Here is a 22,404-nt window from a genome sequence, read left to right on the forward strand (position 1 = left end):
ATAGTTTGACAACTATCGAATCGTTTTCTAGGGTAGCAGCCATTGGCCCACCCCGGAGTACGATCGATGGACAGTCCACAAGACCTGCTGCAACAAGCGCTAACGCTGCCCAATGGCAGTCGCCTGAAGAACCGTCTGGCTAAATCGGCGATGAGTGAAGCATTGGGCACTACCGATAACCACGCCACTGAGGCGTTGGTGCGGTTGTACGGGCGCTGGGCGGCGGGTGGCATTGGTCTGCTGATTACCGGCAACGCCATGATCGATCGCCGGGCCTTGGGTGAGCCGAACAATGTGGCCATTGAAGATGACAGTGATATGCCGCTCCTGCAGCGCTGGGCGGCGGCTGGCCAGGCGGACGGTACGCAGCTCTGGGTGCAGCTCAATCACCCCGGCCGCCAGTCGCCCAAGGGGTTGAATGCCGAGAACGTGTCGCCCTCGGCGGTGCCTTTCAGCCCGGCCTTGCAGGCCTTTTTCGCCCCGCCGCGGGCATTGACTGAAGACGAGATTGTGGCGCTTATCCAGCGCTTTGCGCGTTCAGCGGGCATCGTCAAGCGCGCCGGATTCAGTGGTGTGCAGATCCACGCGGCGCATGGTTATTTGGTCAGCCAGTTCCTTTCGCCGCTAACCAATCAGCGCAGCGATCAGTGGGGTGGCAGTGCGGAGAACCGTCGGCGTTTCGTGCTGGAAGTCTATCGGGCCATGCGCGCGGAGGTCGGGGCGACGTTCCCGATTGGCATCAAGCTCAACTCGGCGGACTTTCAGCAGGGCGGCTTTAGCGAAGACGAGTCGCTGGCGGTGATTCAGGCGCTGCATGAGGAGGGCATTGACCTGGTCGAGCTGTCCGGCGGCACCTATGAAGCACCGGCCATGAGTGATCAGAAGCGCCATCGGGCCAGCACCCTGGCCCGTGAGGCGTACTTCCTCGAGTTTGCCGAGAAGGTGCGCGCGGCGGTGCCGGTACCGTTGATGGTTACCGGTGGTTTCCGCAGCCTTGGCGGCATGGCGACGGCGCTCAGCAGTGGCGCCATGGACCTGATCGGCCTTGCCCGCGGCCTGGCCATCGAGCCCGACCTGCCGCAGCGCTTGCTGGCCGGTCAGGAGCCGCAATATGCGGTGCGGCCGATCAGTACGGGCATCAAAGCCATCGACCGCATGGCGTTGATGGAGGTGGTTTGGTATTCGCGTCAGCTGCGCCGCATGGCCAAAGGGCAGGCGCCCAAACCTAATGAATCGGGGCTGTGGTCGTTCTGCGCCAATCTGCTGCACAACGGTGTGGGCACCTGGAAGACTCGCCGTTTGCGTGCCTGAGTTCGGCAGCGTCGCGATACAAAAAGCCCGGCATTTAGCCGGGCTTTTGCGTTGCAGGCGGGCGTTTTAGGCGCGGCCTTCAATCTCAGCATCGAGACGGTCGATGCAGGCATGCATCTGCTGCTGGCACTGCTCCATCAGGGCGGGCAGGTCATCCAGGGTCAAACCGGCGGTGGGGATCGGTGCCAGTGAGCGAATCTTGATGGTGCCGCTGCTCCAGCGATTGAGTTGCATGTGTTTGACGTAGGTGCTGGTGCACACCAGAACAATCGGCACGCCGGCGGCAATGGCCATCTGGAAGGCGCCTTTCTTGAACGGCAGCAGCCCTTTGCCGAGGTTGCGTGTGCCCTCGGCAAACACCCAGATGGAGGTGTCTTTGTGCTGCAGGGTGTCGGTGGTGGTGAGCATGGCCTGCTTGGCTTGCGCCGCATTACCGCGATCAATCAGCACGTTGCCCGAGAGCCAGAACAGCTGGCCGAAAAACGGTACCCATTTCAGGCTCTTCTTGCCTAGGCAGACGGTGCGCGCCGGCACCACACTGCCGACCACGAACAGGTCGTAGTTGGACTGGTGGTTGGCGACGATCACAGCACTGCGCACGTGGTCGCGCAAGCTAGTGGTTTCTGTTTCAACCCGCAGGCCGAGAATGCGCAGCGCCGGCCAGGAGTAAAACAGAGCGCACAGGCGGCTGTTATCCGGGTTGAAAGGGCGGCACAGACCAAGCAGCAGACCAACAATGCCGGCTGCAACAAAGTGCAGGCTCAGCAACAACATGCGGGCGAGGAAAAGCATCGGGGAGGCCTATGGGCAGACAAAAAGGCGCGCAGTGTACGGGCGTGCACTCTTTTCGGCAATTAAAGGACCCGCCGGTCGTCAGATGATCGCCGGCCAATAAAAAGCCCAGCGCTAGGCCGGGCTTCTGGCGTTGCCTGGGAGGGCTCAGCCGAGGTGCTGCTGATCCATCTCGATGGCCTTGTCCAGGCTTTCGAGCATGGCCTTGCGCACCTTCAGCTTGGTGTTCTTGTGCGCAGTCATGTTGATCTTCTTCATCTGCTGGGCCACGGCCAAGGCGCTGGCCAGCAATTGGTCTGCAGGCACTACCTTGTCGAGGAAGCCAGCATCCACGGCGTCTTGCGGGTTGAACAGCTCGCCGTTGATCACCGAGCGGCTGAACGCGGATTTGCGCAGGCGGTCACGGGCCAGCTCAATGCCTGCGTGGTGCATGGTCATGCCGATCAGCACTTCATTCAGGCCGATATTGAACGGGCCGTCGACGCCGATGCGGTAATCAGCCGAGAGCAGAATAAAGGCGCCTTTGGCGATTGCATGGCCTGGGCAGGCCACGATGATCGGGTAGGGGTGCGAGAGCATGCGGCGCGCGAGGGTTGAGCCTGCGGTGACCAGGGCCACGGCGTTTTGTGGGCCGGAGGTCATGACCTTGAGGTCGTAGCCGCCGGAGAGAATGCCAGGCTGGCCGGTAATGATGACAATGGCCTTGTCCTGCACTGCCTGGTCCAGCGCGCTATTAAAGGCGGCGATGACGTCCGGGGAAATGGCGTTGACCTTGCCGTTGCTCAGGGCCAAGGTGGCGATGCCATCTTCGAGGTGGTAGGAGATCAGCTCACTCATGACAAAAATTCCTTGGAATGACGTGGCGCCGACCTTACCGACCCGCAGCGTCAAGGTAAAGCGCCGCGGCTGACTGGCAGGTCAGCCCTACCAACGATTCAATCGACCCTGTCGATGCGCTGGGTGTTATGCATAAGAGTTTGAATCGCCTGAAAAAATACGTTGCCTTTAGCAGGCTCTTCGGCTAGATTAGCGCGCCTCGACAGACCACGGTTTGCCGAGTACCGGTGAAGTGTCCGAGCGGTTGAAGGAGCACGCCTGGAAAGTGTGTATACGAGAAATCGTATCAAGGGTTCGAATCCCTTCTTCACCGCCACTTTCGATTTGCTGAAGCCCTGATTTCTAACAAGATTTCGGGGCTTTTTGCTTTCTGGCTTTTGGTGGTGTCGAAAAAGTGTCGAAAGCACCACCAGACCTAGCGATCACCCCATAGGGCTAAAGCTGTTAGCGGCGCTGCAATAACGACGCTGCATCGTCTTGCTGTTGTCATCCTGATTGCTATCCCAGCTATTCGACCACTCTCGGCATTGCTTTTTGAAAAACTGCTTTGCACCTTTTCTGCACTCTCGGTAATCAATTGAGCCGCGCCGGTGATTGCCGCATACGGTGGTGCCATCTATGTAATTGCTGACTATTGTCCATTCAGCACGATAACTACCGCCGCCACTCCATTTTTCGACCTCATGAGAGTCGTACTCGACGCTTCTTGATTTGCCGGTTGAGCTGGAGCTCTGTTGCCGATTATCTTTGAAATTTTCTAGATAAGCAGTACTGACCATGCCCTGTGGCTCCGCCTGTTCTGCGGGGTCTTCCTTCGCGACTGGAAGCTCACCATAGCGGCAGCGAATAACGCTCTCATCAATAACGTTCCCGTCTTTGATGCAGTCGTCTAAGGGCTGGGGAGCAGGCGGTGCTAGAGCCGTAATGGTCGGCCTTACGGGCTCAAGATCATCAGGCAGCCCGGAGCTATAAGGGGGTTCAGCTGGTGGCGGGCTAACTTGTTCGGTTGCCACTGGTTGAGTCTGGGGGTGAAGCAAGTTGCTTTTGAAGACTTGCCAAGTAACCACGGAAAGACAGATGACGCCAATGGCATTGAGCAGATCAATCCCGGTGATGCGACGCTTACGCTTCTGCATGCGCTCACGAATGAAGTCAGGAGCATCATCCCAGCGATCATTTCCCCAATCGTTTTTGTTACCCATAGCAGTCCATTGCTCCCTGCAACGCTTAAGCCTTTACCTCTCATCCTAACAAGAGTGATCTGATTGGCATAACACATGGTCATTCTGTCAGTCGTAGTGCGACCAGAGCCGTAAAACCTTCACTACTTGCTCATCCTGCAGCACCTGATAAACCAAGCGATGCTGAATATTGATTCGGCGCGAGTAAGCCCCGGCAAGATCTCCAATCAGCTTTTCATATGGCGGAGGGGTCTGAAGCGGGTTGTCCTGTACGACAGCCAGCAGGGCTTTGGCTTTGTCCTTTAAGCCTGCTGCAGCCAGCTTCTGTGCGTCCTTCTGTGCTTGCTTTGTGTAGACGAGCTGCCAATTCACCAATCCAGTTCCTTAGCGCATTCCCCGACCGGCTCGGCCATGCCTTCTTTGATCGACTCGCGCATGCCAGGAACAGACAGCAGATACAGAGTCTCTTGAATCGCTTCCCAATCCTCAGCCGATATCAGAACAGCGTTGTTGCGCTTGCCTGAAATCAGGATCGGCTGGTGCGATTCGGCAGATTGATCCATGAGCCGGTACAGGTTTGTGCGTGCTTCACTTGCGGTTAGGGTTTGCATGGGGTCTAGCCTCCTATGTCATTACTCAGCAGCGTACGGCAAAACGTACGCTTTGTTAACGTCATTTATCGGCCGGCGGGCTCTGATCATGTGCCGCAGGCATAATGCGCGGCCAATGGCCGCCGAGTGCGATGAGTAAGTGATGCGAGTGACCTGGGATATTTTCTGTAGCGTCGTCGACAATTATGGCGACATCGGCGTGACCTGGCGGCTGGCCCGGCAACTGGCGGCCGAGCATGGCCTCGATGTGCGCCTGTGGGTGGATGATCTGGCAGCGTTTGTGCGGGTTTGCCCGTCGGCGGACGTGCAGTTGGCCGAGCAGTGTCAGCAGGGTGTCAGCGTGCGTCACTGGCCAGTTGACTGGCTGCCGGTGAGGCCGGCGACGGTGGTTATAGAAGCTTTTGCCTGCACCTTGCCGCCAGCCTATGTTGCGGCCCTGGCGAGCGCTGCGCCGCCAGTGCTGTGGCTGAATCTGGAATACCTCAGCGCCGAGGACTGGGTGGCCGGTTGTCACGGTTTGCCGTCGCCCCAGGGCAATGGTGTGCAGAAGTTCTTCTTCTTTCCCGGTTTTGTCGAGGGCACTGGCGGTGTACTGCTCGAGGCGAGTCTGTTGGCGCGGCGCGATAGCTTCCAGCAAGACCCCGTCGCGCAGCAGGCGTTCTTGCGTGGCTTGGGTGTCGATCCGGCGCCGGGCGCGCGGCTGATCTCGTTGTTTGCCTATGAAAATACCGGCCTGGATGAGTGGTTGCAGGTGCTGGCCGACGGCTCCCAGGCGTGTCATCTACTGGTGCCGGAAGGGCGGGTGCTGGCGGATGTGCAGCGCTGGTTGGGGCTGTCGAATTTGCGTGTGGGTGCTGTAGACGTGCGGGGCGCGTTGACGGTGCAGATTCTGCCCTTCGTCAGTCAGGATGATTACGACCGTTTGCTCTGGTGCTGTGACTTCAATGTGGTGCGTGGTGAAGATTCCTTCGTGCGTGCGCAGTGGGCGGGCCGGCCATTGCTCTGGCATATCTATGCGCAGGCGGAGGGCGCTCATTGGGACAAGCTCGAAGCGTTTCTGGGTCTTTATCTGCAAGGCTTGTCGCCATTGGCGCAGGCTGCGCTGAGTGATTTGTGGCGGGCCTGGAATGCTGGGCAGGGCATGGCGGCAAGCTGGCAGGCGTTGCAGTTGCACTGGCCGGAAGTGGCTGAACATGCTGAACGCTGGGCCGCACAGCAGGCCGCTCGGCGCGATCTTGCTGCGGGGCTGGTGCAGTTTTACCTAAATTGGCTATGATACGCGGCCTAGAAATTCGTATTCCCCATCCAAATCCGGACATTAGTATGAAAACCGCACAAGAAATGAAGCCCAACAGTGTGGCCCTGATCGACGGCCAACCTTGGCTTATCCAGAAGGCCGAGTTCACCAAGTCCGGTCGTAACAGCGCCATCGTTAAAATGAAGCTGAAGAACCTGCTGAGCGGTTCTTCGACTGAAACCGTATACAAAGCTGACGACAAAATGGAACCGGTCATTCTCGACCGCGCCAAAGTGACCTACTCGTACTTCAGCGAACCGAACTACGTGTTCATGGACGAAGAGTTCAACCAGTACGAGCTGAACCAGGACGACCTGGAAAGCGTACTGCCGTTCATCGTTGATGGCATGACCGACGTTTGCGAAGCCGTATTCTTCGAAGGCAAAGTGGTTTCGGTTGATCTGCCGACCACCATCGTGCGTCAGATCACTTACACCGAAGGTTCCGCCCGTGGCGACACTTCCGGCAAAGTGATGAAGCCAGCCAAGCTGAGCAACGGTACTGAAGTCAAAGTTGCCGACTTCTGCGAAATCGACGACTGGATCGAAATCGACACCCGTACCGGCGAGTACAAATCCCGCGCCAAAGCCCCGGTTTAATTTCCGGCGTTTTCCGCGAGACAAAAAGCCCGACCTAGCGTCGGGCTTTTTTATGGCTGTTTGGACGTGCGATCGTCAGCGCTCGTTCTAGAGTTTGAAACCCTCGACGATGTGTTCGGCCAGGGCTTCGCTTACGGCAGACTGACTGCGCGGATTACGCAGTAGCACGATGCTGCAGTTGGGCAGCTCCGGCAGGCCTTCATGGTTTCCTAGGATGCGTAGGCCCGGGGTGATCAGACTGCGTAGTTGTGCGGTTACTGCCAAGCCTGCGCCGACCACTGCCATGATCGCCGAGAGGCTGGGGCTGGTGTAGGCCACGCGATACGGGCGCTGCTGAGTGTCCAGGGCATTGCAAGCCCAGGCCCGACAGAAGCAACCGCTGTTGAACATCGCCAAGGGCATGGGGCTCTGCTCGTGTGGGTTGAAGCCTTGCGCTTCGGCCCAGACAAAACGCTCCTGGCGCAGCAGTTGGCCGATTTCGTTGCCCGGCATGCGGGTGACTATCGATAGGTCGAGGTCCTGGCGCTGCAGCAGTTGTGCCGACGACTCGCAATGCACCTCCACTTGCACCAGCGGATGGCTTTGCGCGAAGCGCGAGAGGATGCCCGGCAGGAAGCGCATGACATAGTCATCCGGCGTGCCAATGCGGACGGCGCCAACCATGTGCGGCTCGCGCAGGGTGCTAAGGACTTCGCCATGCAGGTTGAGTATGCGCCGGGCATAGCCCAGCAATACCTGGCCCTCGGTATTAAGGCGCACCTGACGACCCTCGCGTTCGAACAGGCGCCGCTGCACCACGTCATCTTCCAGGCGCTTCATCTGCATGCTGACTGCCGACTGGGTGCGGTTCAGGTGCTCGGCCGCGCGGGTAAAGCCACCGTGATCGGCAATCGCTACCAAGGTGCGCAGCAGTTCGGTGTCAATGCTGGGGAAGTTGGCCATTGATCAATCTCGCAGATGCCAAGCATAAGAAACATTCGTTGGATTGATGTTAAGCACAATTCGACACTGACGCCATCCACCAAGGGAGGGCGAAATCATGCAGAGGCGCAGGGGTTGGGTGTTTTACGGGCGGGCGTGGGTCGCGCAGCTACGACGCTGGGCGGAGCTGGCGCGTCAGCGTCGGCAGTTGGCGATGCTCAGTGATAGCGCTTTGAAGGATTTGGGGTTGAGTCGGGCGGACACCCTGGAAGAAAGTGAGCGGCCGTTCTGGGATGACCCGCTCAAGCGTCGAGCGGGTCATCCCAGCCGCAGGCACGGCTTAGCGGCGTACCTGTTTCAGCGTTTCGGCAATTAGAAACGCCAGTTCCAGGGACTGGTCGGCGTTCATGCGCGGGTCGCAGTGGGTGTGGTAGCGGTCCGACAGGCCATCTTCGGTGATCGGTCGGGCGCCGCCGATGCATTCGGTGACGTTCTGCCCGGTCATCTCGATATGAATGCCGCCGGCGTAGCTGCCCTCGGCCTGGTGCACGGCGAAGAACTGCTTAACCTCGGCGAGAATCTGCGCGAAGTCGCGGGTCTTGTAGCCGCTGGAGGCCTTGATGGTGTTGCCGTGCATGGGGTCGCTGCTCCACAGCACCTGGCGACCTTCGCGCTGCACGGTCTGGATCAGGCGCGGCAGGCCGGCTTCGACCTTGCCGGCGCCCATGCGCACGATCAGGTTGAGGCGGCCGGGGTCGTTGTCCGGGTTGAGAATGTCGATCAGGCGGATCAGCTCTTCGCTGGTCATGCTCGGGCCGACTTTAACCCCGATCGGGTTGCCAACACCGCGCAGGAACTCGACATGGGCGCCGTCCAGTTGGCGCGTGCGGTCACCGATCCAGAGCATGTGCGCCGAGCAATCGTAGAAGCCGCCGGTGAGGCTGTCTTTGCGCACGAAGGCCTGTTCGTAGTTCAGCAGCAGCGCTTCATGGGCGGTGAAGAAGCTGGTTTCGCGCAGTTGCGAGGAGCTGTCCATGCCGCAGGCGCGCATAAAGGCCAGGGTTTCGTCGATACGGCCAGCCAGTGCGTTGTACTTCTCACCGAGGGCGGAGTTGGCGATAAAGTCCAGGTTCCACTGGTGCACTTGATGCAGGTCGGCAAAGCCGCCTTGGGCAAAGGCGCGCAGCAGGTTGAGGCTGGCGGTGGACTGGTGGTACGCCTGCAGCAGGCGCTCCGGGTCCGGTACGCGGCTTTTTTCATCAAAGCCGATGCCGTTGACGATGTCGCCGCGGTACGCGGGCAGGGTCACACCGTCGATCGTTTCGTCATTGGCCGAGCGCGGCTTGGCAAACTGGCCCGCCATGCGCCCAACCTTGACCACCGGGCAGCCGGCGGCGAAGGTCATGACGATGGCCATCTGCAGCAGCACCTTGAAGGTGTCGCGGATTTTCAAGGTGGAAAATTCGGCAAAGCTTTCGGCGCAGTCGCCGCCCTGCAGCAAAAATGCGCGGCCCTGGGTGACCTCGGCAAACTGGCGGCGCAACTCACGTGCTTCGCCGGCGAACACCAGCGGCGGATAACTGGCGAGCTTTTGCTCAACGGCCAGCAGGTGCGCGGCGTCCGGGTAAAGGGGTTGTTGCTGGATCGGTTTGGCTTTCCAGCTCTCGGGGCTCCAGGCTTGCGACATCAGTGCTCTCGGCTTTTTTAGATGGACCAGGCGGGCATGGTAACCGATCACTCTGGTCCTTCAAGCCGATAGCTCTGATAGAGCGTCTGTATCGCCGCATAAGCGCTGTTTTTGGCTGTTGTTGCGACTATTGGCCGCAACGCCAGCAGGCCTGTGTTGGCGCGTTAATCCATCTCTGCGGCAAAGCGGCGGCTCATTTGCCGGTAATACAGCGCCGGAGCGATACGCCAGAGCAGACTGGCCAGCCAACTACCGCGGTCCGGGAAGAGGCGCTCTTGCCGGCGCGCCAGGGCCTGGATGATGATCTGGGCCATCCAGTCGGCGCTGCGTATGCGGCCGACGGTTGAGCGGCCATGGCGAGCAGGCTGACCGTCGCCGCCCAGTGCGTGCTGCTCGATAGGGGTGTCGAGGAAGCTTGGGTAGACCATCAATAGGTGAATGCCGTCGCGGGCGACTTCGCCGCGCAGCACTTCAAAAAACTGGCTCAAGGCGCTTTTGGCAGCGCAGTAACCGGCGCGGCCGAGCACCGGCATCCAGCCCGCCATCGAGCCAATGGCGGCAATCTGTCCGCGGCTTTCCCGCAGCAGGGGCAGGGCAGCCAGGGTCAATTCCAGCGGTGCGTGATAGTCGACGGCCATCACCTGGCGAAACACGGCCATTGCGGTCTGGGTGGTGGGCGAGCGATGGGTGATGCCGGCGTTATTGATCAGCAGGTCCAACTGGCCGAAACGCTCCCGGCAGCGTTGCAGCAGCAAGGCGTGCAAGGTCGGGTCGGTAATGTCGCCGGGGATGGCCAGAAGTCGCTCGTGGCCCAGCTCCTCGGCGCGAGCCGCCAAGCCAGGGGCGTTGATATCAGTCAGCAACAAGGCGTCGCCGCGGGCATGGCAGGCGCGGGCTAATTGCCAGCCGAGGCCGCTGGCGGCGCCGGTAATCAGGGTGACCTGCATGTGTTGCTCCATGGGGCGGGTAAAGGAATAGATGACGAGGTCGAGTGTCGGCATGGCGGCGCCGGCAAACAATGGCAAAGGGCGCCGTTTTGCCGTGCAGACTGGGCGTGGATGTCACTGTGGGTTGCCGCGCCAGGCCCCTTGTCGCCGGCCCATGATTTAACGCGTGACCCCGGCCGCGTTGTTCCGGGACAATTGCGCCCTTATCCAACAGGGGCGGGTCATGCAAAAAGAGGAAGTCAGCGAGCTGGTGCCGATTGCCGAGGTGACAGATGCCTTCGGAGTGATTCGCGTGGTCGAGATGGGTGGCTACCGGTTTCTCGAGTTCGGCGACTCGATCGAGCAAAGCTGCGTATTTACCAGCGACCCCAGTTGGTTGGAGTACGACTACACCCGCGCTATGTTGCTTGGTGCGCTTTGTCATGAGCGCCCGGAAACTGCATTGTTTCTAGGGCTGGGCGCCGGCAACCTGACCCAGGCGTGCCTGAAGTTTCTGCCTCTGGAAGACGTCGAGGTCATTGAGCTGCGCCCGGACGTGCCACGCCTTGCCATGGAATATCTGGGGTTGGAGGATGATCCGCGGCTGACCATCCGCATCGGCGATGCCCTGGATTTGCTCGACAGTGCCGAGACCACCGACCTGATTTTCCTCGACCTGTATACCGATACCGGGCCGGCTGTGGGGCATCTGGCCTGGAAGTTTCTGGAGAACTGCCAGCAGCGGCTGAATCCCGGTGGTTGGCTGATCATCAACCAATGGGCGGCCAACGACGGCAAACCGCTGGGGGCTGCGCTGCTGCGCGGGTTATTTCACCGCCACTATTGGGAAATACCGGTGAAGGAGGGCAACGTGATCCTGATCATCCCGGCTGATCTGGAGCAGGAGCTGGACTTGCTGGACTTGAAGGCCCGCGACGAGCAGCTCGCCCCCTTGATGGGATACTCGCTGCTGCCGTTGATCAAGGCGGTGCGCCCAGCGTCATAGGGTCTGTTGACGTTTCATCGCGGCCGCGAACGAAACGGCAACAGATCCTAGTCGCCTTTGAAGTCGCCGGGGCGGCGTTCGAGCATGGCGCGCACACCTTCCTGGGCGTCGTTGCTGCTCATCAGGCGGCGCATGGTGGCTGGCAGGCTGGCGCTGGCGGCGTCGACACCTTCTTGCACGGCCTGGCGTGCCGATGCCAGGGTGGCCTGTACACCTAGCGGCGCCTGTGCGGCGATGCGTTCAGCGATGGCCAGGGCGCGTGGCAGTAAGTCTTCGCTGGCCATGACTTCCTGTACCAGGCCAAGACGATAGGCTTCATGGGCGTCGAACTCATCCCCCGTCAGCAGCCAACGCATGGCATTGCCCCAGCCGGCGCTCTGGTGCATGCGCAGGGTGGCGCCACCGAACGGGAAGATGCCGCGCTGCACTTCCATCTGCGCAAAGCGGGTGTTGCTGGCGCAGAGATTGATGTCGGAGGCCAGCATCAGCTCGATGCCAATAGTCAGGCAGTAACCTTGGGCGGCGACGATTACCGGCTTGCTCACCCGCGGGCCACCGAATACACCCCATGGGTCGCAGGCGCCGGCGGGCGGTTGCCAGCCTGCGGCCAGGGTGGGGGCGATATTGGCCAGGTCGAGGCCGGCGGTGAAGTGCTCGCCATGGGCAAAGACGATCGCCACGCGGGCGTCAGTGTTGCGTTCGAACTCGCCGTAGGCCAGGGTCAGGTCGTTGAGAAGATCAAGGTCGAAGGCGTTGCGTTTGCTGGGTCGGTCCAGGCCGAGCAGCAGAATATGGCCACGTTGTTCACGACTGACACGGCCACTGGAGCTTTGCGACATGGCGGTAATCCTTGCTAGGTAAAAGGCGTGTGACCGGTATAGCTGGCGGCCAGTGAGTTGTGCAAATGATTTCGTGGCGGCGCGCAGGCGCTTGGCAAAATACGCCGTCTGGCGGCCGACGATGCGGCGTTTTGTAAAAACCCACCTATAGGTCAGGGTTTCAGGTATAGTGCGCGCCGGCCTTTTACCGGGCCGCGTTCAGATGGTGCAACTTTTCCGAAGCCAACCCTTCGGCTGCTTGTCCGCTCAGCGGGCTCCACCTGACGATTCTTTCATCAATACGTTTTCGCAAATACTCGCCGACAAAGCTGCCAGGGTTACCTTCGGGTCTTACACGGCATGTGCCGCTTTGGAACATGGGTCTTTGCGGATGCACTAGAGGCAGACCCATGACCCAAGTAATCGGCGGCTTCGCCGCACTCGAACTTCACCCAAATATTCTTGCCGCCGTCATCGCGACTGGCTATGAAGAGCCGTCGGCGATTCAAGCTATGTCGATTCCGGTGATCCTGGCTGGCGACGACATGATCGGCCAGGCCCAGACCGGTACCGGTAAAACCGCCGCCTTCGCCCTGCCAATCCTGAGCCGCATTGATCCGGCCAAGCGTGAGCCGCAAGCCCTGATCCTGGCGCCAACCCGCGAGTTGGCCCTGCAGGTTGCCAGCGCCTTTGAAACCTACGCTAAGCAAATGCCCGGCGTAAACGTGATTGCTGTCTACGGTGGCGCCCCGATGGGCCCGCAGCTGAAAGCTATCCGCAATGGCGCACAGATCATTGTCGCTACTCCGGGTCGTCTGGTTGACCACATGCGCCGCGACGAGAAAGTCCTGTCGACCGTGCGCCACCTGGTCCTCGACGAAGCGGACGAAATGCTCAAGCTGGGCTTTATGGACGACCTCGAAGTGATCTTCAAGGGCATCCCGGCTGAGCGTCAGACCGTACTGTTCTCGGCCACCTTGCCGCACTCGATTCGCGCCATTGCTGAAAAGCACCTGCGCAACCCGAAGCACGTCAAAGTTGAAACCAAGACCCAGACCGTGACTGCCATCGAGCAGGCTCACCTGATGGTTCACGCTGACCAGAAGGTTTCTGCTGTTCTGCGTTTGCTGGAAGTGGAAGAGTTCGACGCCCTGATCGCGTTCGTGCGCACCAAGCAAGCCACCCTGGACCTCGCTTCGGCGCTGGAAGCCAAAGGCTACAAGGCTGCTGCACTGAACGGCGACATCGCCCAGAACCAGCGTGAGCGCGTTATCGAATCGCTGAAAGATGGCCGTCTGGACATCGTGGTTGCGACCGACGTGGCAGCTCGTGGTCTGGACGTGCCGCGCATCACCCACGTAATGAACGTGGACATGCCGTATGACCCGGAATCCTACGTGCACCGTATCGGCCGTACCGGCCGTGCTGGCCGTACCGGTCGCGCACTGCTGCTGGTAACGCCGCGTGAGCGTCGCATGCTGCAGGTGATCGAGCGTGTAACTGGGCAGAAAGTTGCTGAAGTACGTCTGCCGGACGCCGCTGCCGTACTGACTGCACGCATCAAGAAACTGACCAACAGCCTGGCGCCGTTGGTGGCTGATGCTGAAGCCAGCCATGGTGATCTGCTTGATCGTCTGACTGCCGATATCGGCTGCACGCCGCGTGCCCTGGCTGCTGCCCTGCTGCGCAAGGCCACCAATGGCCAAGCGCTGACCCTGGCTGAAGTTGAGCGCGAGCAGCCGCTGGTGCCGAATGGCGCACCGCGTGGTGATCGTCCTGAGCGCAGCGGTGAGCGTTCCGAGCGCAGCGAACGTGGCGAGCCGCGTGAGCGTCGTGCGCCGATGCCATTGGCTGAAGGTCGTGCCCGTTGCCGTACCGCGTTGGGTCTGCGCGACGGTATCGCTGCCAAGAACCTGCTGGGTGCCATCCTCAACGAAGGCGGCCTGGCCCGCGAAGCCATCGGTCGTATCCAGGTGCGTGAAAGCTTCAGCCTGGTCGAGCTGCCGGAAGAGGGTCTTGACCGCCTGTTGGGCAAGCTGAAAGACACTCGCGTTGCCGGTAAGCAGTTGAAGCTGCGTCGTTATCGCGAAGATTAATTCGCGCTAACTGAAAAAGCCCCGTCTTGTGCGGGGCTTTTTCGTTTCTGCGTGGTGCTTAAAAGAGTGAGCTAGTCGAAGCGGTAGATGTCCATCCCCAGGGCACCATAGGTGAAGCCTTGATGCACCAGGCTGAACCGCTCACCGGCGGCGCGGGCGAAGAACAGCGGCAACAGGTGCTCGTCGCTGGGGTGGTTGCGCTGGGCATGGGGCGCTTGGCGGCGGTAATCCAGCAGGGTTTCCTCGTCGCCCTGTTGCAGGTGCTCAACTATCCAGTCGCGGAAGTCCTTGGCCCAGGGGGTGATGGTGTCTGGGCCGGCGTGCCAGTCCAGCTCGCCAAGGTTATGGGTGATGCTGCCGGAGCCGATCAGCAGCACGCCCTGGCGGCGCAACACACTCAAGCAGTGACCGGTGCGGTTTTGCAGGACGGGTCCGAGTCGGCTCGGCAGCGACAGTTGCACCACCGGTATATCGGCCTGCGGGTACAGCAGCGACAGTGGCACCCAGGCGCCGTGATCCAGCGGACGGGTTGGATCAATCTGTGCCAGCAAACCGGCCTCGGCCAGCAATTCGACAACCTGGGCGGCGAGGGCGGGCGAGCCGGGGGCTGGGTACTGAATTTGATAGAGTGGCGCCGGGAAACCGCCAAAGTCGTGCAGAGTGGCCGGTTGGCGGGCGCCGCTGACGCGCAGTTCTGAGCTTTCCCAGTGCACCGAGACCAGCAGGATCGCCATCGGTGTGGGTAAGTCGGCGGCCAGCTGACTCAGTGCGACACCGCTGGCGCCGGGCTGTAGCGCCAGCATGGGGGAGCCGTGGGAGATAAACAGGCTGGGTAACATGGTGGTTTCCTGAGTGATAATGGCCCCATCTTCAGTCCTGGATATATCGATATCTAGTATAAATTTCTGGCCTTTTTGATCGAATTTGTGAGGTTGCTTGTGCACGAAGATTTTTGGCAGGAGCGCTGGGCGCGCAACGAAATCGGCTTTCATCTGCGTGAGGTGAACCCCTATCTGCAGCGCCATTGGCCTGACCTGGGGTTGGCGGCGGGCGCGCAGGTGCTGGTGCCCTTGTGCGGCAAGTCGCTGGATATGGCCTGGCTGGCGGGCCAGGGCTATCGGGTGCTGGGCGTTGAGCTGGCGGAGAGTGCGGTGATCGCGTTTTTTGCCGAGCAGGAGCTGACCCCGGAGGTCGATCAGTACGGCGCTTTTCGCCGTTATCGGGCCGGCGCTGTCGAGCTGCTGTGCGGCGATTTCTTCGCGCTGCAAGCTGCGGATGTGGCGGCGTGTGCCGGCCTGTATGACCGGGCGGCGCTGATCGCCTTGCCAGAGGGTATGCGCGAGCGTTATGCAGCGCACTTGGCGGCCATCCTGCCGAGTGGCTGTTCCGGGTTGTTGGTGACCCTGGATTACCCGCAGGCCGAGATGAGCGGCCCGCCCTTTGCGGTGGACGAGGCTTTGGTGGCGCAGCTGCTCACGGAGCAACAGTGGGCATGTGAGCTGCTGGAGCAGGCGGATGTGTTGGGGCAGAACTGGCGGTTCTTGCAGCGCGGCCTGGCGCGGCTGGATGAGCGGGCGTATCGATTACGCAAACGTTAAACAAAAAAGGGCGACCCATGGGTCGCCCTTTTTCTTGCTGCTGGCGTTTAGCCGCGCTGTTGCAGGGCGCGGATACGGTCTTCCAGCGGTGGGTGGGTCATCAGCAGACCAGCCAGGCCGTGCTTGAGGCCACCGTTGATGCCGAAGGCGGTGAGGCTGGAGGGCATCTGCACAGGCACTTCCTGTTCGGCACGAAGGCGTTGCAGGGCGCCAATCATGGCGTTGGTGCCAGCCAGGCGGGCACCGGCTTCGTCAGCTTTGAACTCGCGTTTACGCGAGAACCACATGACGATGATGCTGGCCAGAATGCCCAGTACCAGCTCGGCAAAAATGGTCGCCACGAAGTAGCCAATGCCGGGGCCGTCTTCGTTTTTCAGGATCACCTTGTCGACGAAGTTGCCGAAGATGCGGGCAAAGAACATCACGAAGGTGTTCACCACGCCTTGGATCAGCGCCAGGGTCACCATGTCGCCGTTGGCCACATGGCCGATTTCGTGGGCCAGTACGGCCTTCACTTCATCGGGCGAGAAACGCTCCAGCAGGCCCTGGCTGACGGCCACGAGGGCGTCGTTCTTGTTCCAGCCGGTGGCAAAAGCATTGGACTCGTAGGCTGGGAAGATACCCACTTCTGGCATCTTGATCCCGGCATCGCGGGCCAGTTCAGCGACGGTTTGCATCAGCCACTGTTCGTGGCGGGTACGCGGCTGGGTGATGATCTGCGTGCCGGTGCTCATCTTCGCCATCCACTTGGAGAGGAATAGCGAGATCAGCGAGCCGGCAAAGCCGAACACGGCGCAGTAGACCAGAAGGCTGCCGTAGTTCTGCCCGGTAAAACGGTCCACACCCAGGAGCTTGAGGGTGATGCTGGCGATGATCAGCACCGCCATGTTGGTGGCCAGGAACAACAGAATGCGCATCATGGTTGAAGCAGTCTCCTTGAAATATACAGTTCGGGCGGGTGCGCGGCTGGCAGGGCTCAGTGCGCAATACCCGGTTTACAGCGGCTTATATACGGGTGGGGCCCCTGTGGATTCAACCTGGGGACTATTTCAAACTGTGTCGTTGCCGTTCAGCGTGCTGGTAAACAGTTGGCGAGTGAGGCGCACCACGCGCTCGCTTTGCCGACTGCTGAGGGCTTCACGCAGCTGATACGCGAGGGTGGCTTGCACGCGGCGTACGCTGGGTGGCACAGGTTCGCCCTCAGCAATGGCGTGGGGCAGGCCGCGTGATAGGCGCAGAAAGCCTTTTTCGCTGAGGGTGGCCTGGTCTAGGGCGTCATAGCCGATGGTGCTGTCGAAGCGGATATAGCCTTCCTCAGCCAGCCACAACAGGGTGCCCAGACAGCTCTGGTGGCGCGGGGTGGGCAGGCCAAACTCGTCGGGCTCCTCGCGGCCAATCAGGTCTTCAACATACAGGCCGATTTTGCGCGGGAAGCTCTGGTAGAGCAGGAGCATGCCGGCGGCGGCATCTTTGTAGAAATCGTCGATCTGCAGGTCCATGACTGTTGCGCGCCTTGCCGTCGTGAGGATCGAGTGCCGTGTCCGCGTCAGCTGGCCACCCGCGTGGAGTGGCCAGTTGTGGGCATTACTGGCTGTAGGTCTTGAGGAAGTTGCCGATGCGGCCGATGGCCTGCTCCAGATCATCGACGCGGGGCAGGGTGACGACGCGGAAGTGATCCGGCCACGGCCAGTTGAAGGCGGTGCCCTGGACGATCAGCAGCTTCTCGGAGAGCAGCAGGTCGAGCACGAACTTCTCGTCGTTGTGGATCGGGCAGACCTTCGGATCGATCTTCGGGAAGGCATACAGAGCGCCCATAGGCTTCACGCAGCTGACGCCAGGGATGTTGTTGAGCAGCTCCCAGGTGCGGTTGCGCTGCTCCAGCAGACGGCCGTTGGGCAGCACCAGGTCGTTGATGCTCTGGTAGCCGCCGAGCGCGGTCTGAATCGCATGCTGGCTCGGGACGTTGGCGCACAGGCGCATGTTGGCGAGGATGTCGATGCCTTCGATGTAGCTTTGTGCCTTGTGCTTGGGCCCGGAAATGGCCACCCAGCCAGAGCGGAAACCGGCGATACGGTAGGACTTGGACAGGCCGTTGAAGGTCAGACACAGCACGTCCGGGGCCAGTGAGGCGGTGCAGATGTGCACGGCGTCATCGTAGAGGATCTTGTCGTAGATCTCGTCGGAGAACAGCACCAGGTTGTGCTGGCGTGCCAGCTCGACGATGTCCATTAGTACTTCTTTGGAGTACACAGCGCCGGTGGGGTTGTTCGGGTTGATCAGCACCAGGGCCTTGGTGTTGGGGGTGATCTTGGCGCGCATGTCGGCAATGTCGGGAAACCAGCCGGCTTGCTCGTCGCACAGGTAGTGCACCGGGTTGCCGCCGGACAGGGCCACAGCGGCCGTCCACAGCGGGTAGTCGGGGGCCGGGATCAGCACTTCATCGCCGTTGTTGAGCAGCGCCTGCATGGCCATCACGATCAGTTCGGACACGCCATTGCCGAGGTAGATGTCCTCAATGCCGACGCCTTCCACCTGCTTTTGCTGGTAGTACTGCATCACCGCCTTGCGCGCGCTGAACAGGCCTTTGGAGTCGCTGTAGCCCTGGGCGGTGGGCAGGTTGCGGATCACGTCCTGGAGAATTTCTTCCGGCGCTTCGAAGCCGAATGGGGCAGGGTTGCCGATGTTCAGCTTGAGGATGCGCTGGCCTTCGTCTTCCAGGCGCTTGGCGTGCTTGAGCACCGGGCCGCGAATGTCGTAGCAGACGTTGGCGAGCTTGTTGGATTTGCTGATCTGCATGGAAATGATCCTGAAAGAAACAAACGCCGCGGAAAAATGCTGCAACAGGCTTGATCTGGCTCGCCTTGGCAGTGCTTGGCGTGGGTGACAAACTGGGGTCGAATCATACGTTCGGCCCGACCTTGGGGAAAGGGACAGGCCGGGCTTTTTTCTCCTTTGCGAGGTGCTTATGGAAAAGTTGGAAAAGCCACTGCAGGCCTGGCGTGAGCAGTTGTCCGAGGAGGCGTTTCAGGTGTGCCGGCTGAAAGGCACCGAGCGGCCGTTTTCGGGTGCTTATCACGCCACTACATTGCCGGGGCGCTACCTCTGTACGTGCTGTGGTGCTGAGCTGTTTGATGCGTCTGCCAAGTTTGATGCGGGCTGTGGCTGGCCAAGTTACTTTCAGCCAGTGACGGCCAGCGCGGTGGTCAATCAGGCTGACAACAGCCATGGCATGCAGCGCACTGAAGTGCTCTGTGCGCGCTGTGATGCGCACTTGGGTCATGTATTTGATGACGGCCCGGCACCGACCGGTTTGCGTTACTGCATTAACTCCGTTGCGCTCAAACTTCAGTCGCCAAACGCGTAGAGAGTGGTTTGCCGGGGAGATGTGCTGAATAATTGAATTGTGTGCAATTGAATTGCTCGCTATATTGCGCGGGTCAATTCTTTTGCGAGATTCATCCCATGAGCAATCAGCTTCTCAGTATTCCCTGCACCACCATCAAGGGTGAGCAGAAGACCCTGGCCGACTTTGCCGGCAAGGCCATTTTGGTGGTCAACACCGCCAGCAAGTGCGGTTTCACCCCGCAATACAAGGGCCTGGAAAACCTCTGGCAGACCTACAAGGACCAGGGTTTGGTGGTGTTGGGCTTTCCCTGCAACCAGTTTGGCAAGCAGGAGCCGGGCAATGAAGGCGCAATCTCCGAGTTTTGCGAGCTCAACTTCGGCGTGAGTTTCCCGCTGTTCAAGAAGGTTGATGTCAATGGTGCCCAGGCTCACCCGCTGTTTGTGCAATTGAAGAAAACCGCACCAGGGCTGCTGGGTAGTCAGGGTATCAAGTGGAACTTCACCAAGTTCCTGATCGGCAAGGACGGCCAATTGGTCAAGCGCTTCGCCCCGACTACCAAGCCGGAAGACCTGAGCGCCGAGATCGAAGCCTTGCTGCAATGAGTCAGCCGTCACGGGCAGACGAGGCGGCGCTGCTGCTGGATAACCAGCTGTGCTTCAAGCTGTATGCCGCCTCCAGGGCCGTAACCCGAGCCTACAAGCCGATGCTTGATCAGTTGGGCCTGACTTACCCGCAGTATCTGGCCATGCTGGTGCTGTGGGAGTGGCAAGACACGCCGCCGGCGCAGCCGACGGTGAAGGCGCTCGGCGAGCGCTTGCTGCTCGACTCCGGGACCCTGACACCGCTGCTCAAGCGTCTGGAGCAGTTAGGTTTGGTGCTGCGTCAGCGCGCCAGCCACGATGAGCGCGAAGTGCATCTAGGTCTGACGACAGCCGGCCAGGCCTTGCGTGCCCAAGTCCTGCCTTTGCAGGCAGGCTTGCTGTGCGACAACGGTGCCTCGCCGGAGGAGCTTGAAACCCTGCGCGAGCAACTCAGCGGTTTGCTGACGCGACTTATGGCGCTGCCTTGATGGTTAGCCACTGCTTGAGCAGGGCGGCTAGCTGCTCCATGCGGAACGGCTTGGCCAGGTAATCGTCCATGCCGGCGGCGCGACAACGCTCGCGCTCGTCGGCCATGGCGTTGGCCGTCAGGGCAATGATCGGCAGGTGCTGCCAGGCCGCATTCTGGCGAATACGGCGAGTGGCTTCGTAGCCGTCCATCACCGGCATATTGCAATCCATCAACACCAAATCAACGGTTTCTCGGGCCAGGCTGGCCAGGGCTTCTTCGCCTTGGGTGGCGAGTAGTACCTGATAACCGAGTTTTGCCAGCATGCCTTTGGCGACCAGTTGATTCACCGGGTTGTCTTCAACCAGTAGGATCGTGTTGTGCGGCGGCACCGCTGGCGAAGTTGCTGGTGGCGTTGTGGGTTGAGCGCCAGGTTGTTGTTGCAGGGCTTGGCCGATGGCCTGTTGCAGCTGTTGGCGGGTTAGCGGTCTGGCCAGCTGAGTGAAGGGGGCCAGGGCGCGGGCTTGCTCGGGGGCGAGGAAGTCGCTGTAACGGCACACCAGCACCAGCGGCGCGCTGCATTGGCGGCGCAGTTCGTTCAGTTGCGCCGGATCGGCGCTTATCAGCACGTCTGCACTGATGTGTTCCGGTGTGCTTTGCCGGTCGCCCAGCTGATAGTGCAGTCCCCAGCCAGGTAGTTGCTCGCTCAGCAGTTCGGCGAGGCCGCTCTGCGCATTGAGCAGGGCGAGTACGCGTCCTTGCAGAGGGTGTGGTGCCGTGGCCGGTTGCTGTTCGGGTAAGGGCAGATCGACGCAGAACAAACTGCCGCGATGCTCTTCCGATGCCAGGCTGAGTTGGCCTTGCATGGCTTTGCACAGGGTGCGGGTTAGCGTCAGGCCGAGGCCGGTGCCGCCGTACTGGCGGGTGGTGCCGATATTGGCCTGGGTGAAGGGCTGGAATATTTTGGCCTGTTGCTCGGCGCTGATACCGATGCCAGTGTCTTGCACGCAAATGCGTATGCCGTTTGGGCTTGGGCTGACACGCAGGTCGACCCGGCCGTTGTGGGTGAACTTCAAGGCGTTGGACAGCAGGTTGCTGATGATTTGCCGGACCCGGGTGGGGTCGCCGAGCACCAGGCTTGGTAGCTGCGGGTTAATCAGGCAGGTCAGCTCCACGTCACTGGCGGCGTTTTGCGACAGCAGGCTGGCCGTTTCCTCCGCCAGTTTGGCCAGGTCAAAGGGGATGTGTTCCAGCTGCAGTTGCCCGGCTTCGATTTTGGACAGGTCGAGAATGTCGTTGAGCAGCTCCAGCAGAACGGTTCCGGAGTTGTTGGCAATAGTCAGCTGCTGCCGTTGTTCGGCGTTCAGAGGACTGTCGAGGGTCAGGGCGAGCATGCCCAAGAGGCCGCTCAGGGGCGTGCGGATCTCATGGCTCATGCTGGCCAGAAAAACCGCACGGGCCTGGGCCATTTGCAACGCATTGCTGCGGGATTTCTCCAACTCCTGGTTGGCGTGGGTCAGGCGGGCGTTGCTGGCTTTCAGTTCGGTGGTGCGGGTGGAAATGATGGTCTCCAGCTCGCCCAAGTACTGGGTCAGGCGCTCTTCGGCGGCCAGACGGCGGTCGATCTGTTTGGTGATGTCACTCAGTTGTTGATTGGTGACCTCGACCAGTACGCCAATTTCGTCCTGCTCATGACCGGGCGGGCACTGCAACTTTTGGCGGCCGGGCGCGCTGGGGTCGCGTTCGCTGATGGCGCGAATAACGCTGATCAGGGGCTTGGTCAGCATGAAGTAGAAGAGCACCAGCAGAATCAGCGACAGCAGCAGGCTGCGGACAAAGCCGGTGGTCATGGTCAGGAGGGCGCGGCCAAGAAAGTGACTACCAAAGGCAAAGGTGTCGACTTCCAGGCGCAGCTGCCCCAGCGCTTCACGTGGGGCGTGGTCGGTGAACAGGGGGAGATCGAATTGGCGCTCGCTGCCAAACAGAAAATCGCTGACCAGGCGGTAGCGGCTGTCCTGACGGGGGCGGTTGACGCTGGCCAGACTGGCGCCACTGTTATCGAGGATTTCCGCGCGGACGATGGCGGGTGAGTTGAGCAGGCCGAGCACTAGCTCGTGGGCCAGTTCCGCGTCGATGTTGTAGGCAATACGGGTGGCCGGGGTGCGGGTGATTTCCAAAAGTGCACGAATTTCGCGGTCAATCGAGGCGTCTTCGTTCGTATAGTCGATGCTGACCTGCAGCAAGCTCAGCAGTGTGCCAAGAATAAAGGCCACCAGCACCGTGAGGCTGGCCTGTTTGAATGACAGGCGACGGATCAGTGGGATGTCCATG

23 protein-coding genes, 1 tRNA gene and 1 pseudogene are annotated in these 22,404 nt (G+C 60.6%); 11 read left to right on the forward strand and 14 right to left on the reverse strand.

Translation table 11 applies throughout. The annotated features are described in order from the left end of the window. Positions 1-66 precede the first annotated feature (66 nt). On the forward strand, positions 67-1,311 hold the full coding sequence (locus tag AC56DI_RS04210) for an NADH:flavin oxidoreductase/NADH oxidase family protein (RefSeq protein ID WP_496345069.1): 1,245 nt from the start codon (positions 67-69) through the stop codon (positions 1,309-1,311). Positions 1,312-1,377: 66 nt separating this feature from the next. Here AC56DI_RS04210 and AC56DI_RS04215 read toward each other — a convergent pair whose 3' ends face one another. Both AC56DI_RS04215 and AC56DI_RS04220 read right to left on the reverse strand, forming a co-directional pair. Then, positions 1,378-2,103, reverse strand: a complete 726-nt coding sequence (locus AC56DI_RS04215; RefSeq protein WP_496345070.1) for a lysophospholipid acyltransferase family protein — start codon at positions 2,101-2,103, stop codon at positions 1,378-1,380. A gap of 147 nt (positions 2,104-2,250) precedes the next feature. Further along, a complete protein-coding gene (locus AC56DI_RS04220) occupies positions 2,251-2,940 on the reverse strand; it encodes a crotonase/enoyl-CoA hydratase family protein (protein ID WP_496345071.1) in 690 nt (229 codons plus the stop codon). Positions 2,941-3,166: 226 nt separating this feature from the next. Between AC56DI_RS04220 and AC56DI_RS04225 the strand changes: the two genes are divergently transcribed. Further along, positions 3,167-3,256: transfer RNA gene (locus AC56DI_RS04225), tRNA-Ser, on the forward strand. A 106-nt stretch (positions 3,257-3,362) separates the two neighbouring features. On the opposite strand, the gene AC56DI_RS04230 is transcribed toward AC56DI_RS04225, so the two are convergent. The 3 genes from AC56DI_RS04230 to AC56DI_RS04240 form a co-directional block, all read right to left on the reverse strand. Further along, positions 3,363-4,142, reverse strand: a complete 780-nt coding sequence (locus AC56DI_RS04230) for a hypothetical protein (protein ID WP_496345072.1) — start codon at positions 4,140-4,142, stop codon at positions 3,363-3,365. A gap of 87 nt (positions 4,143-4,229) precedes the next feature. Beyond that, positions 4,230-4,493 (reverse strand): Txe/YoeB family addiction module toxin, encoded by a 264-nt coding sequence (locus AC56DI_RS04235; RefSeq protein WP_496345073.1) that lies wholly within the window; start codon positions 4,491-4,493, stop codon positions 4,230-4,232. Further along, positions 4,490-4,732, reverse strand: coding sequence for a type II toxin-antitoxin system Phd/YefM family antitoxin (locus AC56DI_RS04240; protein WP_496345074.1), 243 nt, complete (start codon positions 4,730-4,732; stop codon positions 4,490-4,492). The genes AC56DI_RS04235 and AC56DI_RS04240 overlap by 4 nt, the downstream gene beginning before the upstream one ends. Before the next feature lie 142 nt (positions 4,733-4,874). Between AC56DI_RS04240 and earP the strand changes: the two genes are divergently transcribed. Continuing rightward, the gene (gene earP / locus AC56DI_RS04245) at positions 4,875-6,008 is read left to right on the forward strand and encodes an elongation factor P maturation arginine rhamnosyltransferase EarP (protein ID WP_496345075.1); all 1,134 of its coding nucleotides are present in this window, start codon (positions 4,875-4,877) and stop codon (positions 6,006-6,008) included. Positions 6,009-6,055: 47 nt separating this feature from the next. Further along, positions 6,056-6,628, forward strand: a complete 573-nt coding sequence (efp, locus tag AC56DI_RS04250) for an elongation factor P (protein ID WP_324521207.1) — start codon at positions 6,056-6,058, stop codon at positions 6,626-6,628. A gap of 87 nt (positions 6,629-6,715) precedes the next feature. On the opposite strand, the gene AC56DI_RS04255 is transcribed toward efp, so the two are convergent. Then, on the reverse strand, positions 6,716-7,570 hold the full coding sequence (locus tag AC56DI_RS04255; protein WP_496345076.1) for a LysR substrate-binding domain-containing protein: 855 nt from the start codon (positions 7,568-7,570) through the stop codon (positions 6,716-6,718). A 97-nt stretch (positions 7,571-7,667) separates the two neighbouring features. On the opposite strand from AC56DI_RS04255, the pseudogene AC56DI_RS04260 reads away from it, so the two are divergent. Beyond that, a pseudogene (locus tag AC56DI_RS04260) lies at positions 7,668-7,859 on the forward strand (DUF1127 domain-containing protein); the annotation flags it as partial. A 30-nt stretch (positions 7,860-7,889) separates the two neighbouring features. Here AC56DI_RS04260 and AC56DI_RS04265 read toward each other — a convergent pair. Beyond that, complete coding sequence (locus tag AC56DI_RS04265; RefSeq protein ID WP_496345077.1) at positions 7,890-9,236, reverse strand: class II 3-deoxy-7-phosphoheptulonate synthase; 1,347 nt, start codon at positions 9,234-9,236, stop codon at positions 7,890-7,892. A gap of 164 nt (positions 9,237-9,400) precedes the next feature. After that, positions 9,401-10,237 (reverse strand): SDR family oxidoreductase, encoded by an 837-nt coding sequence (locus AC56DI_RS04270; RefSeq protein WP_496345078.1) that lies wholly within the window; start codon positions 10,235-10,237, stop codon positions 9,401-9,403. 169 nt (positions 10,238-10,406) lie between these two features. Between AC56DI_RS04270 and AC56DI_RS04275 the strand changes: the two genes are divergently transcribed. Then, complete coding sequence (locus AC56DI_RS04275; RefSeq protein ID WP_496345079.1) at positions 10,407-11,168, forward strand: spermidine synthase; 762 nt, start codon at positions 10,407-10,409, stop codon at positions 11,166-11,168. A 47-nt stretch (positions 11,169-11,215) separates the two neighbouring features. Here AC56DI_RS04275 and AC56DI_RS04280 read toward each other — a convergent pair whose 3' ends face one another. Next, positions 11,216-12,007 (reverse strand): crotonase/enoyl-CoA hydratase family protein, encoded by a 792-nt coding sequence (locus AC56DI_RS04280; protein WP_496345080.1) that lies wholly within the window; start codon positions 12,005-12,007, stop codon positions 11,216-11,218. Positions 12,008-12,396: 389 nt separating this feature from the next. Between AC56DI_RS04280 and AC56DI_RS04285 the strand changes: the two genes are divergently transcribed. Beyond that, positions 12,397-14,082, forward strand: a complete 1,686-nt coding sequence (locus tag AC56DI_RS04285) for a DEAD/DEAH box helicase (RefSeq protein WP_324521212.1) — start codon at positions 12,397-12,399, stop codon at positions 14,080-14,082. Between the two features lie 71 nt (positions 14,083-14,153). Here the strand turns inward: AC56DI_RS04285 and AC56DI_RS04290 are convergent, their stop codons facing one another. After that, positions 14,154-14,921, reverse strand: coding sequence for a DODA-type extradiol aromatic ring-opening family dioxygenase (locus AC56DI_RS04290; RefSeq protein WP_496345081.1), 768 nt, complete (start codon positions 14,919-14,921; stop codon positions 14,154-14,156). Positions 14,922-15,020: 99 nt separating this feature from the next. Here AC56DI_RS04290 and AC56DI_RS04295 point away from each other — a divergent pair, with 99 nt between their 5' ends. Next, complete coding sequence (locus AC56DI_RS04295; RefSeq protein ID WP_496345082.1) at positions 15,021-15,680, forward strand: thiopurine S-methyltransferase; 660 nt, start codon at positions 15,021-15,023, stop codon at positions 15,678-15,680. A gap of 47 nt (positions 15,681-15,727) precedes the next feature. Here the strand turns inward: AC56DI_RS04295 and htpX are convergent, their stop codons facing one another. The 3 genes from htpX to AC56DI_RS04310 all read right to left on the reverse strand — a co-directional run bounded on the left by htpX (position 15,728) and on the right by AC56DI_RS04310 (position 18,476). Beyond that, positions 15,728-16,600 carry a protease HtpX gene (gene htpX / locus AC56DI_RS04300; RefSeq protein ID WP_496345083.1) on the reverse strand — a complete coding sequence of 291 codons (873 nt, stop codon included), beginning with the start codon at positions 16,598-16,600 and terminating at the stop codon, positions 15,728-15,730. A 129-nt stretch (positions 16,601-16,729) separates the two neighbouring features. After that, positions 16,730-17,179 (reverse strand): hypothetical protein, encoded by a 450-nt coding sequence (locus AC56DI_RS04305; RefSeq protein WP_324521216.1) that lies wholly within the window; start codon positions 17,177-17,179, stop codon positions 16,730-16,732. An 85-nt stretch (positions 17,180-17,264) separates the two neighbouring features. After that, positions 17,265-18,476, reverse strand: coding sequence for a pyridoxal phosphate-dependent aminotransferase (locus AC56DI_RS04310; RefSeq protein WP_324521217.1), 1,212 nt, complete (start codon positions 18,474-18,476; stop codon positions 17,265-17,267). 169 nt (positions 18,477-18,645) lie between these two features. Between AC56DI_RS04310 and msrB the strand changes: the two genes are divergently transcribed. From msrB to AC56DI_RS04325, 3 genes are all read left to right on the forward strand, one after another. Continuing rightward, positions 18,646-19,044, forward strand: a complete 399-nt coding sequence (msrB, locus tag AC56DI_RS04315) for a peptide-methionine (R)-S-oxide reductase MsrB (RefSeq protein WP_496345084.1) — start codon at positions 18,646-18,648, stop codon at positions 19,042-19,044. Positions 19,045-19,142: 98 nt separating this feature from the next. Then, positions 19,143-19,628, forward strand: a complete 486-nt coding sequence (locus tag AC56DI_RS04320) for a glutathione peroxidase (RefSeq protein WP_324521219.1) — start codon at positions 19,143-19,145, stop codon at positions 19,626-19,628. Beyond that, positions 19,625-20,095, forward strand: a complete 471-nt coding sequence (locus tag AC56DI_RS04325; protein ID WP_496345085.1) for a MarR family winged helix-turn-helix transcriptional regulator — start codon at positions 19,625-19,627, stop codon at positions 20,093-20,095. Before AC56DI_RS04320 ends, AC56DI_RS04325 begins: the two co-directional genes overlap by 4 nt. Here the strand turns inward: AC56DI_RS04325 and AC56DI_RS04330 are convergent. Then, positions 20,079-22,403, reverse strand: coding sequence for a hybrid sensor histidine kinase/response regulator (locus AC56DI_RS04330; protein WP_496345086.1), 2,325 nt, complete (start codon positions 22,401-22,403; stop codon positions 20,079-20,081). The genes AC56DI_RS04325 and AC56DI_RS04330 overlap by 17 nt on opposite strands. Position 22,404: the final 1 nt, after the last annotated feature.

The sequence above is a fragment of the Pseudomonas sp. BGA-UO-ETr-WB11 genome (assembly GCF_059567785.1).